The organism is uncultured Microbacterium sp., from assembly GCF_937927635.1.
Taxonomy (GTDB): Bacteria; Actinomycetota; Actinomycetes; order Actinomycetales; family Microbacteriaceae; genus Microbacterium.
Genome location: NZ_CALBRW010000017.1, coordinates 195,370 through 209,024 on the forward strand (window position 1 = coordinate 195,370; position 13,655 = coordinate 209,024).

16 protein-coding genes are annotated in these 13,655 nt (G+C 71.0%); all 16 read right to left on the reverse strand.

Features of this window, described 5'->3' with window-relative positions; translation table 11 throughout:
• Positions 1 to 110 precede the first annotated feature (110 nt).
• Entirely contained in the window at positions 111 to 1,109 is a 999-nt protein-coding gene (lgt, locus tag Q0568_RS07570) for a prolipoprotein diacylglyceryl transferase (protein ID WP_298864762.1), read from the reverse strand.
• A 10-nt stretch (positions 1,110 to 1,119) separates the two neighbouring features.
• Positions 1,120 to 1,923: a tryptophan synthase subunit alpha gene (gene trpA, locus Q0568_RS07575; RefSeq protein WP_298864765.1), complete on the reverse strand. Its 804-nt coding sequence runs from the start codon at positions 1,921 to 1,923 to the stop codon at positions 1,120 to 1,122.
• Entirely contained in the window at positions 1,920 to 3,128 is a 1,209-nt protein-coding gene (gene trpB, locus Q0568_RS07580; protein WP_298864768.1) for a tryptophan synthase subunit beta, read from the reverse strand. The genes trpA and trpB overlap by 4 nt, the downstream gene beginning before the upstream one ends.
• 1 nt (position 3,129) lies before the next feature.
• Complete coding sequence (gene trpC, locus Q0568_RS07585; RefSeq protein WP_298865256.1) at positions 3,130 to 3,930, reverse strand: indole-3-glycerol phosphate synthase TrpC; 801 nt, start codon at positions 3,928 to 3,930, stop codon at positions 3,130 to 3,132.
• Positions 3,931 to 3,932: 2 nt separating this feature from the next.
• A complete protein-coding gene (locus tag Q0568_RS07590; RefSeq protein ID WP_298864771.1) occupies positions 3,933 to 4,163 on the reverse strand; it encodes an HGxxPAAW family protein in 231 nt (76 codons plus the stop codon).
• 34 nt (positions 4,164 to 4,197) lie between these two features.
• Entirely contained in the window at positions 4,198 to 4,797 is a 600-nt protein-coding gene (locus tag Q0568_RS07595; protein WP_298864776.1) for a Trp biosynthesis-associated membrane protein, read from the reverse strand.
• A complete protein-coding gene (hisI, locus tag Q0568_RS07600) occupies positions 4,794 to 5,147 on the reverse strand; it encodes a phosphoribosyl-AMP cyclohydrolase (protein WP_298864780.1) in 354 nt (117 codons plus the stop codon). The genes Q0568_RS07595 and hisI overlap by 4 nt, the downstream gene beginning before the upstream one ends.
• Complete coding sequence (gene hisF / locus Q0568_RS07605; protein ID WP_298864783.1) at positions 5,144 to 5,905, reverse strand: imidazole glycerol phosphate synthase subunit HisF; 762 nt, start codon at positions 5,903 to 5,905, stop codon at positions 5,144 to 5,146. The genes hisI and hisF overlap by 4 nt, the downstream gene beginning before the upstream one ends.
• Positions 5,905 to 6,747, reverse strand: a complete 843-nt coding sequence (gene hisG / locus Q0568_RS07610; protein ID WP_298864786.1) for an ATP phosphoribosyltransferase — start codon at positions 6,745 to 6,747, stop codon at positions 5,905 to 5,907. The genes hisF and hisG overlap by 1 nt, the downstream gene beginning before the upstream one ends.
• 39 nt (positions 6,748 to 6,786) lie before the next feature.
• The gene (locus tag Q0568_RS07615) at positions 6,787 to 7,050 is read right to left on the reverse strand and encodes a phosphoribosyl-ATP diphosphatase (RefSeq protein ID WP_298864789.1); all 264 of its coding nucleotides are present in this window, start codon (positions 7,048 to 7,050) and stop codon (positions 6,787 to 6,789) included.
• The gene (gene rpe / locus Q0568_RS07620) at positions 7,047 to 7,727 is read right to left on the reverse strand and encodes a ribulose-phosphate 3-epimerase (RefSeq protein ID WP_298864792.1); all 681 of its coding nucleotides are present in this window, start codon (positions 7,725 to 7,727) and stop codon (positions 7,047 to 7,049) included. Before rpe ends, Q0568_RS07615 begins: the two co-directional genes overlap by 4 nt.
• 3 nt (positions 7,728 to 7,730) lie before the next feature.
• Positions 7,731 to 9,119, reverse strand: a complete 1,389-nt coding sequence (locus Q0568_RS07625) for a transcription antitermination factor NusB (protein ID WP_298864795.1) — start codon at positions 9,117 to 9,119, stop codon at positions 7,731 to 7,733.
• Complete coding sequence (gene fmt / locus Q0568_RS07630; protein ID WP_298864797.1) at positions 9,116 to 10,036, reverse strand: methionyl-tRNA formyltransferase; 921 nt, start codon at positions 10,034 to 10,036, stop codon at positions 9,116 to 9,118. The genes Q0568_RS07625 and fmt overlap by 4 nt, the downstream gene beginning before the upstream one ends.
• Positions 10,037 to 10,072: 36 nt before the next feature.
• A complete protein-coding gene (locus Q0568_RS07635; protein WP_298864801.1) occupies positions 10,073 to 11,989 on the reverse strand; it encodes a primosomal protein N' in 1,917 nt (638 codons plus the stop codon).
• A 67-nt stretch (positions 11,990 to 12,056) separates the two neighbouring features.
• Complete coding sequence (metK, locus tag Q0568_RS07640; RefSeq protein ID WP_298864804.1) at positions 12,057 to 13,253, reverse strand: methionine adenosyltransferase; 1,197 nt, start codon at positions 13,251 to 13,253, stop codon at positions 12,057 to 12,059.
• A 114-nt stretch (positions 13,254 to 13,367) separates the two neighbouring features.
• Positions 13,368 to 13,622, reverse strand: coding sequence for a DNA-directed RNA polymerase subunit omega (gene rpoZ, locus Q0568_RS07645; RefSeq protein WP_298864808.1), 255 nt, complete (start codon positions 13,620 to 13,622; stop codon positions 13,368 to 13,370).
• Positions 13,623 to 13,655: the final 33 nt, after the last annotated feature.

The window sequence follows — 13,655 nt, forward strand, 5'->3', positions numbered from 1 at the left end:
CACCAGTCACCGTCCTCAGTGTCGAGTGAAACCGGGGACAGCGCTGGCCCGCTCGTTCAGTGTGAAGTGATCACACGCTGCGAGGTGACGTGTCGCGTGACGCGCCCGCCTCAGGGAGCCGTGCTTGTGGCGGGTGCTCCTGCGTCGATCTCGTCGGTCGGAGGCTCACTCAGATCGACGTAATCGTTCGAATCGTGATCAGAGTCTACAACCGCATCCGGGCTCTTCCGACCATCTGTGTACGGCGAGGGCTCCAGGCCGGGGTGACGACGCGTCTGGACGATCAGGATGACGATTCCGACGAGCACGCCGATGATGGCGGCCCACACGTTGCTGCGCAGTCCCAGGAAGACCTCGCTGGGATCGATGCGGATGCTCTCCCACACGATGCGGCCGGCGCTGTACCAGATCAGGTAGCAGGCGAACAGCTTGCCCCACTGCAGGCCCAGACGGCGGCCGAGCCACAGGAGCACCAGCACGCCGAGGCTGTTCCAGATGACCTCGTACAGGAAGGTGGGGTGGAACAGCGTCCCGTCGGGCAGTCCCGCGGGGAATGCCGGGTTGCTGGACTCGATCTGCAGGCCCCACGGCAGGTCGGTCGGCAGACCGAACAGCTCGTGGTTGAACCAGTTGCCGAAGCGGCCCATGGCCTGCGCCAGCAGCAGCCCCGGTGCGAGGGCGTCGGCGAAGCTCCAGAACCGGATGCCCGTCCACCGGCAGCCCAGGTAGGCGCCGATGGCGCCGCCGATGAGCGCGCCGAAGATGGCGATGCCGCCCTCCCAGATCGCCCAGACGGAGCCGGGCTCGAAGGGGTTCCAGGTGTTCTTGCCCGGACCGAAGTAGAAGTTGAAATGCGTGAGCACGTGGAAGATGCGCGCGCCGATGATGGCCAGCGGCACCGCGATGATGGCGATGTCGATGACGACCCACTTCTCCGCACCGCGCCGGGTGAGGCGGTGGTTGGTGATCAGCGTGGCGGCGATGATGCCCGCGATGATGCACAGCGCGTAGTAGTGGATCGTGATCCCGAAGATCTGGAACGTGCTGACCGGGGGGCTCGGGATGCTGACGGGCACACTCGAGGCAAGGCTGTGAAGCGCAAGGGACATGAGAGAGAGTCTAGCTTCCTGTCGAGAATCGCGCCGACGGCGTGCCGCCGACAAGGGCTCGGGTGGTCTCGGCGAGCTGCTCGAGCCCGCCGTCGCGGAGGGCCTTCACCAGCGCCGTGCCGACGATGGCGCCGTCGGCGTAGTCCACGACCACGGCGACCTGCTCGGGGTTGGAGATCCCGATGCCGACGCAGGCGTAGCCCGCGCCGTGCTCGCGGAGCCGCCCGACGAGGGTGCGGGCGGCGCGGTCGAGTGCGGCGCGCTCCCCCGTGATGCCCATGGTGGAGACGGTGTACACGAAACCGGTGGATGCGCTCGTCACGAGCTCCAGCCGGGTGTCCGTGGACGTCGGGGCGGCGAGGAAGATGCGGTCCAGCCCGGTACGGGTGCTGGCCGCGATCCACTCCGCGGCGGAATCGGGGGTGATGTCGGGGGTGATGAGCCCCGCACCGCCGGCGGCCAGCAGGTCGTCCGCGTACTGCCCCACCCCGTGCTGCAGCACGGGGTTCCAGTACGTCATGACGACGACGGGCACGTCGGTGCGGGAGGTGATCTCCTTCAGCACCGTGAACAGGTCGCGGGTGCGGTAGCCGTTCGCCAGCGCCAGCTGCGTGGCCTGCTGGATGACCTCGCCGTCCATGACCGGGTCGGAGTAGGGCGGGCCCAGCTCGATGACGTCGACGCCGTTGTCCGCCAGCGTCAGCGCTGCGTCGATGCTGGTCTGCAGATCGGGGAATCCGATGGGCAGGTAGCCGATGAATGCGCCACGACCGGCATCGTGCGCCTTGCGGATGGCATCCTCGACGCGGCTCACGATGCGTCCTCCCGGTCGTACAGGTCGAAGTACCGTGCGGCGGTGTCCATGTCCTTGTCGCCGCGGCCGGACAGCGAGACGGCGATGATGGCGTCCGGCCCCAGCTCGCGGCCGAGGCGGAGTGCACCGGCGAGGGCGTGCGCGGACTCGATGGCCGGGATGATGCCCTCGGTGCGGCTCAGCAGGCGCAGCGCCTGCATGGCCTCGTCGTCGGTGGCGGGGACGTACGTCGCGCGCCCGATGTCGCTGAGCCAGGCATGCTCGGGCCCGACGCCCGGGTAGTCGAGGCCGGCGGAGATGGAGTGCGACTCGATGGTCTGGCCGTCCTCGTCCTGCAGCACGTACGTCTTCGCGCCATGGAGCACGCCGGGCCGACCGCGCTCGATGGACGCCGCATGCTTGGGCGTGTCGACGCCGTCGCCGGCGGCTTCCACGCCGTAGAGCCTCACGCCCTCGTCATCCAGGAACGCGTCGAACATGCCGATGGCGTTCGACCCGCCGCCGACGCAGGCGACGACCGCATCCGGGAGTCGGCCGGCCTGCGCGAGCAGCTGCTCGCGCGCCTCTTCGCCGATGATCTTCTGGAAGTCGCGCACCATGGCGGGGAACGGATGCGGCCCCGCGGCGGTGCCGAAGATGTAGTTGGTGGTCTCTACCGTGGCCACCCAGTCGCGGTACGCGTCGTTGATCGCGTCCTTCAGGGTGCGCGAACCCGTCTTCACCGGCACGACCTCGGCGCCCAGCAGGCGCATGCGCGCGACGTTGAGGGCCTGGCGCGCGGTGTCGACCTCGCCCATGTAGATGGTGCAGTCCAGACCGAACAGCGCAGCGGCGGTGGCGGTCGCCACGCCGTGCTGCCCGGCACCGGTCTCCGCGATGACGCGTGTCTTGCCCAGGCGCCTGGTCAGCAGCGCCTGCCCCAGCACGTTGTTGATCTTGTGCGAGCCGGTGTGGTTGAGATCCTCGCGCTTGAGGAACACCCTGGCACCGCCGGCGTGCTCGGCGAACCGGGGCACCTCGGTGATGGGCGACGGCCTTCCGGCATAGGAGTGCAGCAGCCTCGCCAGCTCGGCCTGGAAGGCCGGGTCGACGATGGCGGCCTCGTACGCCTCGGTGAGCTCGTCGATGGCGGCGATGAGCGACTCGGGCATGTACCGGCCGCCGTACTCGCCGAAGAACGGACCGTGCTGGTCGCGGAGTCCCATCTCAGCCTCTCCCCTGCCGGACCGGCATGTCGCCGGCCTGCAGGAACGCGTTCAGTGTGGCGACGGGGTCGCCGGTGACCAGCGCCTCGCCGATGAGCACGACATCCGCACCCGCCTCGCGGTAGTGCCGGACGTCGTCGGGCGCGAGGACCGCCGACTCGGCGACGCGGATGGCGGTGTCGGGGATGCGCTCGGAGAGCCGGCCGAACAGGTCGCGGTCCAGCTCCAAGGTCTTCAGGTTGCGGGCGTTGATGCCGATGAGCTCGGCACCGAGTTCGAGCGCCACGTCGAGCTCTTCGGCGGTGTGCGTCTCGATGAGCGGAGTCATGCCCAGCTCGCGGACCAGCGCGTAGAGCTCGTCCAGCACGGTGCGGTCCAGGCCCGCGACGATGAGCAGGGCGAGGTCGGCGCCCGCGGCGCGCGCCTCGAAGACCTGGTACGGCGTGGCGAGGAAGTCCTTGCGCAGCACGGGCAGGTCCACTCGCGACGTGACGGCCTCGAGGTCGGCCAGGCTGCCGCCGAAGCGGCGCTCCTCGGTCAGGACGCTGATCGCGGAGGCTCCGCCCTGCTCGTACAGCGAGGCCTGCAACGCCGGGTCGGGGATCTCCGCCAGGGCCCCGCGCGAAGGGCTCGCACGCTTGACCTCGGCGATGATCTTCACCCGGTCGGCGGGGGCCAGGGCTGCCAGTGCGTCGCGGGCGGCAGGGCGTGCGAGAGCGTCGCGCTCCACATCGGCCAGCGGTCGCGACAGCGCGCGGCGCTCGGCGTCCTCGACAGCGCCGGCCGTGAGGTCGGCGAGGATCATCAGTGCGCCTTGGGCGTGTACTTCGGGCCCTTCACGCCCCAACCGGCCTTGGAGAGCACCCAGCCGGTGATGACGCCGATGATGATGATGGCCACGCCGACGTAGACGCCGACCGGCAGACCGGCGCAGAAGAAGACGGTGCCGGTGGCGAAGCCGAGGAGCATGATCACGACCATCGTCCAGGCTGCAGGCGAGTGTCCGTGGCCGGGGTCGGCGATCGGGTTGGTCATGTTCTCCTCCGGGAGGGTCGGCGATGTGATCATTCTATCGGGAAGGGCCGGTGGGATCCGTGCCATGGGACAGCTCGTCCCAGGAATCGACGGCATCCAGCGGCCCGGCGTCCGTGTGGTGGCCGTCGGAGATCTGCTCGTACCGGCGGCTGCCGGCCTTCCAGCGGCGCGCGGTGGCCAGCACGAAGACACAGGCGAGCGCCAGCAGCACCCACGCGCACAGCGCGGCGATCGGCCATCCGCCGGTGTGGAGCGCGCTCACCATGGCGTGCAGGGTCTTGTCCCCGCTGAGCCCGGTGGCCTTGGTCAGTGCGGGGGCCACCACGCTCAGCGGCGGATCGAGCACGATGGGCAGAGTCCCGAGGAACAGGACGATCGCACCGGCGAGGCCCAGCACGGCGAAGGCGTAGCGCAGCGCCACTCCGGCGATCGACAGCGCCGCGCCCAGCGCGAGCACGGCCAGTGACAGCGGCGCCAGCAGCGCCATGGCGTCGGCACCCGACACCGGCAGCGGCTCTGCGGCATCCGTTCTCGTGGCGGTGATCCAGGTCTGCGTGGACGAGATGATGCCGATGCCGCCCGCGAGGAGGAAGGCGAGAACCGAGTACATGCGTGCGCGTGCGAGCACGATCACTCCCCCGCTTCTGTCGACAGCGTCAGCTCGCGGCCGTCGAAGCACGTGCGCGTGCCGGTGTGGCAGGCGGGCCCGTGCTGGTCGACGGTGAGCAGGATCGTGTCGGCGTCGCAGTCGACGGCCACGGCGTGCACTCTCTGCGTGTTGCCGGAGGTGTCGCCCTTGCGCCAGTACTCCTGACGGGAGCGCGACCAGTACACCGCGCGGCCGCCGGTGAGCGTGCGACGCAATGCCTCGGCATCCATCCACGCCAGCATGAGCACCTCGCGGGAGTCGAACTGCTGCACGACCACCGGGGCGAGCCCGTCGGCGTTCCAGCTGACCCGGGCGATGTCGGTCTCGACGGTCATCGGACCACCACTCCTTCCGCGCGCAGTGCGTCCTTCACATCGCCGACGGTCAGCCGACCACTGTGGAACACGCTGGCCGCGAGCACGGCATCCGCTCCTGCCTCGATGGCGGGTGGGAAGTCGGCTGCCGACCCTGCGCCGCCGGAGGCGATGACGGGGACGGCAGCGACTTCGCGCATGAGCCGGACCAGTTCCAGGTCGAAGCCGTCCTCGGTGCCGTCGGCGTCGATGGAGTTGACCAGCAGCTCGCCCGCGCCGCGTTCGATGGCCTCGCGCGCCCAGTCCAGCGCGTCCAGCGTGGTCTGGGTGCGTCCGCCGTGGGTGGTGACGACGAAGCCGGATGCCGTGGTCGGCGCGCGCGTGACGTCGAGCGAGAGCACCAGCACCTGCGCGCCGAAGCGGTCGGCGATCTCATCGATGAGGGCGGGACGGGCGATGGCGGCGGAGTTCACGCCGATCTTGTCCGCTCCGACGGCCAGCAGTCGCGCCACGTCCTCGACGCTGCGCACCCCGCCGCCCACGGTCAGCGGCACGAACACCTGCTCGGCGGTGCGCTGCACCACCTCGTACGTGGTGGAGCGGTCATCGACCGTCGCCGTGACATCGAGGAACGTGATCTCGTCGGCGCCCTGCGCGGCGTAGTGCGCGGCCAGCTCGACGGGATCACCCATGTCGCGGAGATCCTTGAAGTTGACGCCCTTGACGACGCGCCCGGCCGCCACGTCCAGGCACGGGATGACGCGCGCGGCGAGCGTCATCACAGCCTCGCGGCGTGGATCGCGGTGACGAGGATGGCGCGGGCGCCCAGCGCGTAGAGGTCGTCCATCAGCTGGTTCATGCCCTTGCGCGGGATCATCACCCGCACGGCCACCCACTCGGGGTCGCGCAGCGGCGAGATGGTCGGCGACTCGCGCCCGGGTGAGAGCGCGGTGGCCTTGTCCACCATGTTCGCCGGAAGGTCGTAGTCCAGCAGCACGTAGCGGCGGGCGACCATCACGCCGCGCAGGCGGCGCAGCAGGCGCGCCGTACCGGGCACATCGCCGGGGCGGCTGATCAGCACGGCCTCCGACTCGATGATCACGGGACCGAAGATCTCCAGGCCCGCCTGCCGCAGCGTGGTGCCGGTCTCCACGACGTCGGCGATCACGTCGGCGACACCGAGCTGCACGGCCGACTCCACGGCGCCGTCCAGCGGCACCAGCGTGGCGTTCACACCGTGCTCGCGCAGGAAGTCGTCCACGAGCCCCGGGTAGGCGGACGCCACCCGGACGCCCTCCAGCTGCTCGATCGAGGAGTACTTCCCGGGAGGGGCCGCGAAGCGGAACGTGGAGCGGGCGAAGCCCAGCTGCTCGATCTCGCGGGCGTCGTGCTGACGCACGTCCAACAGCAGGTCGCGGCCGGTGATGCCGACGTCCAGTGCGCCGGAGGCCACGTAGGTGGCGATGTCGCGGGGCCGGAGGTAGAACAGTTCGACGTCGCTGTCGGCGTCGATGACGTGCAGGGTCTTGGCGTCGCGGCGGCCGGTGTATCCGGCCTCCGCGAGCATCTCGGCGGCTGTCTCGGACAGCGAGCCCTTGTTGGGTACGGCGATGCGCAGCATGGATGTCCTTCTGTGTGAGCGAGAGGTCTTCAGACGCGCTCACAGATGTCGGTAGACGTCCTCCAGTGTGAGGCCCTTGGCGATCATCATCACCTGCAGGTGGTACAGCAGCTGGGAGATCTCCTCCGCCGCGTTGTCCAGCGTCTCGTACTCAGCGGCCATCCACACCTCGGCGGCCTCTTCGACGATCTTCTTGCCGATCGCGTGCACGCCCCGGTCCAGCTCTGCCACGGTGCCCGATCCCTCGGGGCGGGTCGCGACGGTGTGCTGGAGCTCGGCGAACAGCTCGTCGAATGTCTTCACTGTTCCAGGCTAGCCGCTCGAGCGAGCTCGCGAAGCCGGGTGACGGCCGCAGCGACGTCATCCGCGCCGTACACGGCGGAACCCGCGACGAAGGTGTCGGCCCCGGCCTCGGCGGCCTGCGCGATGGTGGCGTCGGAGATGCCGCCGTCGACCTGGAACCACACATCCGACCCGCGCCGGCGCGCTTCGTCGTGCAGTGCGCGCAGCTTGGGCATGGTCTCGGCCATGAAGCCCTGCCCGCCGAAGCCGGGTTCGACCGTCATCACGAGGATCTGGTCGAACTCGTCGAGGATGTCGTACAGCGACTCCCCCGCCGTGCCGGGCTTGATGGCCACGCCGGCCCGCGCGCCGATGCTCCGCAGCCGGCGCGCGAGAGCCACGGGGTCGGCGGCGGCCTCGAGGTGGAAGGTGACGCTGGCCGCCCCCAGCTCGGCGTAGCCGGGCGCCCAGCGATCAGGGTCGGAGATCATCAGGTGCACGTCCAGCGGGATGGGACTGGTCTCCTGGATGCGCTGGACCATCTGCGGCCCGAACGTGAGGTTGGGCACGAAGTGGTTGTCCATGACGTCGACGTGCGCGAAGTCGGCCGTCGCGATGCGCGCGAGATCGGACTGCATGTTGACGAAGTCGGCGGCGAGGATGCTGGGGTTGATGCGCGGTGCGTCGGGGAGGTTCATGGGTCATCCTTGCTTGTCGTTGCGCTGGATCAGCGCGAGGAACATGGCGTCGGTGCCGTGCCGATGCGGCCACAGCTGCACCTGCTCGGGACCGGCATCGGAGCGGAGGTCGATGGGCGACGCGGAGACCGCGGTCACCACGGCGCGGGTGTCCAGCCGTGCGACGTCGGAGCGCCCGCGCAGCACCTCTTCGACGACCCCGCCGGTCTCGGCCAGATGCGGCGAGCAGGTGACGTAGGCGACGATGCCTCCGGGCGCGAGCGCGTCGATGGCGGCATCCAGCAGCTGCGTCTGCAGCGCGACCAGGTCGGCGACGTCGGCGGGCGTCTTGCGCCAGCGCGCCTCGGGACGGCGGCGCAGTGCGCCGAGGCCCGTGCACGGCGCGTCGACGAGGATGCGGTCGAAGGTCGACGGATGCCGGGCGGCGAACTCCCTGCCGTCCTCCTCGTGCACGGGCACGTCGACCGGCAGCGGCTTCAGCGCATGGCGGACGAGCCCCGCGCGGGCGTGCACGACCTCATTGGCCTCCAGCCGCGCGCCGTCGCGGTGGGCGACGGCGGCCAGCAGGGCGGTCTTGCCGCCGGGGCCTGCGCACAGGTCCAGCCAGCGCTCCCCCGCGCGCACGGGGGCGGCCGCGGCCAGCGCGAGCGCGACCAGCTGCGAGCCCTCGTCCTGCACGCGGATGCGTCCTGCGGCATCCGCGATGGCGGCATGCGGGTCGCCGCCGGGCGAGGCGAACGCCGTGGGCGCGTAGGGGCGAGCGGGCTCGCCGCGCTCCGCGAGGCCCGGCAGGGCGACCAGGGTGACCTCGGGCGAGGCGTTGTCGGCTTCCAGCAGGGCGTCGAGTTCGTCGGCGCGTCCCTCGGCAGCCAGCGCGCGCCGCAGCGCGCGGATCACCCACACCGGGTGCGCCGTGCGCAGCGACAGCCGCTCATCGTCAGAGCGCGCCCCGTCCTCGATGCGCTGCTGCCAGGTCTCGGCGTCGTCGCGGCTGATGCGACGCAGCACGGCGTTCGTGAACCCGGCGGCGCCGCGGCCCACCTCGGCGGCGACGAGGTTGACCGACTCGTTCACCGCCGCATGCGGGGCGACACGCGTGGCCAGCAGCTGGTGGACGCCCAGGCGCAGGGCATCCAGCACCGCGGGGTCGATGGTGTCGATCCTGCGGCCCGCGGCGCTCGCGATGACGGCGTCGTAGGTGCCGAGACGGCGCAGCGTGCCGTAGGCCAGCTCGGTGGCCAGGGCCGCATCCTGGGTGTCCAGGCCGGCGTCGGAGATCAGGCGTGGAAGCAGCAGGTTCGCGTACGCGTCGTCCTGCGAGACCGCTCGCAGCACGTCGTAGGCCACCCAACGGGCGGGCTGGATGCCGGGCTTCCGCTGTGCACCGCTCATGCGCCCACCCGCAGATCGTGCTCGGCATGCAGCCCGCGCCACCAGTCCCCCGCGTTCATGGCGCCCTTGCCTGCGGGCTGCACGCGCGTGACTTCGAGCGCGCCGTCGGCTGTGCCGATGAGCACCGAGGTCTTCGTTCCGTGCAGCGTGCCGGGCTCCAGAGCGGGAGCATCCGAGGCGGGAACGGCGGTCAGGATCTTCAGCCGTGCGCCGTCGAGTGTGCTGTGCGCGCCGGGTTCGGGAGTCACGCCGCGATAGCGCGCGAAGACCGCGTCGGTCGGCTGCGTGAAGTCCAGCAGTCCGTCGGCCAGCGTCAGCTTGGGTGCAAGGCTGGGCTCCCCCACCTGTGGGACGGCGGATGCCGTTCCTGCGGCGATCCCCGCGACCACCTCACGAGTGAGGTCGGCGCCGTCGGCGGCGAGCACGTCGAGGGCGACCTCGGCGGTCGCCCCGTCCGGCAGCGCGACGGCGCGCATGGCGAACACGTCGCCGGCATCCAGCGCCGGCACCAGCTGGAAGACGCTGACGCCCAGTTCCGCATCGCCGGCGATCAGCGCGCGCTGCACGGGAGCAGCTCCGCGCCAGGCCGGCAGCAGCGAGAAGTGCAGGTTGATCCAGCCGTGCGCGGGCGCCGAGAGCAGGGGCTCCCGAACGATGCCGCCATAGGCGACGATCACGCCCAGTTCGGCATCGAGGGCGGTGATCTGCGCGGTGGCGTCCTCGTCCAGGCGCGCCGTCTTCATGACGGACAGACCCAGGTCGTCGGCTGCGGCAGCCACCGGGGAGGGCGTGAGCACGCGTTTGCGGCCCAGCGGGGCGTCGGGCCGGGTCACGACGCCGACGATCTCGTGCTCGGCGGCGAGAGCGTGCAGGGTCGGCACGGCGACGGCGGGTGTTCCCGCGAAGACGAGGCGCATGAAGGTTCTCCGGATGGATGACGATCCGACGGTCCGTCAGATCTCTGGTTCGAGGATATCGAGGTGCACCGAGAGCAGGACACGAGCTCTGCCGCGGCCACGGCGGCTCTGTGCGGCATCCGCCACGACCACCCCGCGCAGTGCCGCGGCCACCGCCTGCCCCGAGGCGTAGCTGAACCGCACCAGGGTGCGCACCCGCCCGTCGTCGTCGACCGGCAACGGGCCCAGCACGGACTCCCCCGAGATCCCCAGTGGCACCAGCGCATCCAGGGCGCGGCGCACGGAGGGTGCGAGGCCCTCGATCTGCGCGACGCGCGCCGTCGGCGGCATCTTCAACGGCATCCGCGCCTCCAGCTCGCTGCGGGCGTACGCGGCGGGCGTCCAGGTGGCCAGCGCCCGCGCTACGGGGCCGTCCACGCCGACGAGATGGATGGGCGCGCCGGGGGCGGCAAGGGCTGCGGCGTTCGTCCACCAGCGCAGGCAGGACTCGCCGATGCGCAGCTCGGGTGCCTGCAGCATGCGGGCGCCGTCCAGCAGGATGACCGCCCGGTACCCCCCTGCCGCGACGGGTTCCGCGCCGCGCGTCGCGACGACCAGCGCAGGCTTGTCGTCGACGTGCTGCACCGGGTGGGTGCCGTCCGACACGATGACACGAACGCCGGGGAACGCGCGTCCGAGCTCGTCGGCGGTGCGCTCGGTGCCGGAAGATGCCAGACGCACCTGATCCGAGGAGCAGTGCGAGCAGTGCCAGGAGTTCGCCGCTCGCCCGCACCAGCCGCACACCGGCACCGCGCCCCGGCGGCGGGCGCCCAGCGGTCCTCCGCAGTGCAGGCAGCGGGCGGGCGCACGGCAGCTCGCGCAGACGAGGGTCGGGGCGAACCCCGGCCGTGCCACCTGGATGAGCACAGGTCCTTCGGCACTCGCCGTCCGGGCCGTCGCGAACGCGCTGGACGGCACGCGCTGCCGACCGAGCTGCTCGAGCTCCTGCGGAGTGCTCAGTCGCACCTGCGGCGTGATCCGGCGCGCGGCGGTGATGTCGGCCATCCAGCCGCGCTCCACCAGACGCTGCGCGTCGGTGGAGCGGGTGTGCCCTGCCAGCAGCAGCGTGCTGCCCTCGTCCTCGTGGCGCAGCAGGGCGGCATCCCGCGCGTGCACGTACGGGGCGAGCGGCTCCGACAGCAGCGGATCCCCGTCGTCCCACAGCGCGACGAGGCCGGCGCGGACCGGCGCGTACACGGTGGAGCGGTTGCCGACCACGACGCAGGGAGCGTCGTCGAGCGTGCGCAGGAACGCGCGGTAGCGGTCGGGATTGCTCTGCCTGGCGTCGCTGCGCACCACGGCCTCATCGGGCAGCAGCAGCGCCAGCGCCTGGAGCAGCAGCTCCTGGTCGCGGTAGTCCGGTACGACGAGGATGCTGGAGCGCCCTTCGGCCAGCTGCACGGTGGCGGCGGAGGCCAGCAGCAGGGCCCATCCGGGCACGCCGTCCTGCGGCACCGGAATGGCCTCCACAGCGGCGCGGCCGGCATCGCGGAGGACGTCCGCCAGCCCCCGGTACTCGTCGATGACGGCGCGCGCCCTGGCCACGGCGTCCGAGTCGACCTCGGGCACGGACTCGGGAGCGTGCCAGGACTTCTCCACGCGCACCTGCCGCTTGGGGACGGCAAGGCGCAGGATGTCGGACGCTGAGCCCGCAGCCCTGTCTGCGGCCCTCCGCGCGAGACGGTACAGCCGGTCGGGTAGGACCTGGACGGGTGAGACGACGCTCTCCACCTCGGACAACGCGCGGGCGTCGTCCGGCTCGAAGGCGACCTCGACGACGAAGCCATCGACCACTCGTCCGGCGGTGCGCAGCGGGGCCTTGACGCGCACCCCCGGCACCACCTCTCCGAGTTCGGCCGGCAGGGCGTAGTCGAACAGCCGATCCAGCTGCGGAAGCGGCGAGTCGATGAGCACGCGCGCGATGCGCCGCCCGCCCCCGTTCCCGGGTGGCGCTGGTTCGGGAACCGGCGTCACGATGGCCTCAGACTCCGGCGGCGCGGCGCAGCTCCTCTGCGCGGTCGGTGCGCTCCCAGGTGAACTCCGGCAGCTCCCGGCCGAAGTGGCCGTAGGCCGCGGTCTGCGCGTAGATGGGGCGCAGCAGGTCGAGCTCCTCGATGATGGCCTGCGGACGCAGGTCGAACACGCTGTCGATGGCCCGGGTGACCACGTCGTCGGAGACGGTGCCGGTACCGAAGGTCTCGACGTACAGGCCCACCGGGCGGGCCACGCCGATCGCATACGCGACCTGCACCTCGGCGCGCTGCGCGAGCCCTGCGGCGACGACGTTCTTGGCCACCCAGCGCATCGCGTAGGCGCCGGAGCGGTCGACCTTGGACGGGTCCTTGCCGCTGAACGCCCCACCGCCGTGGCGGGCCGCCCCGCCGTAGGTGTCGATGATGATCTTGCGGCCGGTGAGACCGGCATCGCCCTTGGGCCCGCCGGTGACGAAAGGGCCGGCCGGGTTGATGTAGTACTTCAGGTCGGCGGGCAGGTCGAGCCCGGTCTGCGCGAGCACCGGGTCGATGACGTGCGCCTTCACGAGCGCCTTGAGCTCGTCCTGCGAGATGTCGGGGTGATGCTGAGTGGAGAGGACCACGGCATCCACCGTCTTGGGCGTGTACCCGTCGTAGCCCAGCGTCACCTGGGTCTTGCCGTCGGGGCGCAGGAACGGCAGCTCGCCGGAGCGGCGCACCTCGGTGAGGCGCTCCGCGATGCGGTGCGCGGTCCACGCCGCCATCGGCATGAGCTGAGGGGTCTCGTCGGTCGCGAAGCCGAACATGATGCCCTGATCGCCGGCGCCGAGTTCGTCGCGTGGGTCGGTGGAGCCCCCGTCGCGGTGCTCCTGCGCGTTGTCGACTCCGTGGGCGATGTCCATGGACTGCTCGCCCACCGACACGGTCACGCCGCACGAGGAGCCGTCGAACCCGGTCTCGCTGGAGGTGTAGCCGATGCGGTTGACGACATCGCGCACGATCGTGGGGATGTCCACGTACCCGTCGGTGCGGATCTCCCCCGCCACGTGCACGAGGCCGGTCGTCACCAGCGTCTCCACGGCCACGCGGGAGCCGGTGTCGACGCTCAGCAGCGCGTCGAGCACGCTGTCGGAGATCTGATCGCAGATCTTGTCCGGGTGGCCTTCCGTGACGGATTCCGACGTGAACAGGCGCAGCGCGCTCATCTGTGCTCCAAAGCGGGGTTGAAATGCGGTGCCGTTGCCGGCTCCACGCCATTCTGCATGGAGCCGCCGACATCCGGATGCGGACGTCGGCGGCTCACAGGGTCTGGAAGAGGGTCACTCGGCGTGACGGATGCGGAGCTTGTCCTCGTGGATCTCGTGCAGCGCGATGGTGAGCGGCTTGTCCTCCACGGACGAGTCCACCAGCGGGCCCACGTTGTCGAAGAGGTTGCCCTCGTGCAGGTCGGAGTAGTAGTCGTTGATCTGGCGCGCGCGCTTGGATGCGTAGATCACCAGCTCGTACTTCGACTCGACGCGCTCCAGAAGGCTGTCGATGGGCGGGTCGATGATGCCCTTGTTCTCTGCGGCCATGGTGGACCTCCTGCTCAGGCGGCGGTCATCGGA

Coding starts and splice junctions, on each gene's coding strand:
- lgt (WP_298864762.1), bottom strand. CDS start 1,109: ATGTCCCTTGCGCTTCACAGCCTTGCCTCGAGTGTGCCCGTCAGCATC.
- trpB (WP_298864768.1), bottom strand. CDS start 3,128: ATGGGACTCCGCGACCAGCACGGTCCGTTCTTCGGCGAGTACGGCGGC.
- Q0568_RS07590 (WP_298864771.1), bottom strand. CDS start 4,163: ATGACCAACCCGATCGCCGACCCCGGCCACGGACACTCGCCTGCAGCC.
- hisI (WP_298864780.1), bottom strand. CDS start 5,147: ATGACCGTCGAGACCGACATCGCCCGGGTCAGCTGGAACGCCGACGGG.
- hisF (WP_298864783.1), bottom strand. CDS start 5,905: ATGACGCTCGCCGCGCGCGTCATCCCGTGCCTGGACGTGGCGGCCGGG.
- hisG (WP_298864786.1), bottom strand. CDS start 6,747: ATGCTGCGCATCGCCGTACCCAACAAGGGCTCGCTGTCCGAGACAGCC.
- rpe (WP_298864792.1), bottom strand. CDS start 7,727: ATGAACCTCCCCGACGCACCGCGCATCAACCCCAGCATCCTCGCCGCC.
- Q0568_RS07625 (WP_298864795.1), bottom strand. CDS start 9,119: ATGAGCGGTGCACAGCGGAAGCCCGGCATCCAGCCCGCCCGTTGGGTG.
- fmt (WP_298864797.1), bottom strand. CDS start 10,036: ATGCGCCTCGTCTTCGCGGGAACACCCGCCGTCGCCGTGCCGACCCTG.
- metK (WP_298864804.1), bottom strand. CDS start 13,253: ATGAGCGCGCTGCGCCTGTTCACGTCGGAATCCGTCACGGAAGGCCAC.
- rpoZ (WP_298864808.1), bottom strand. CDS start 13,622: ATGGCCGCAGAGAACAAGGGCATCATCGACCCGCCCATCGACAGCCTT.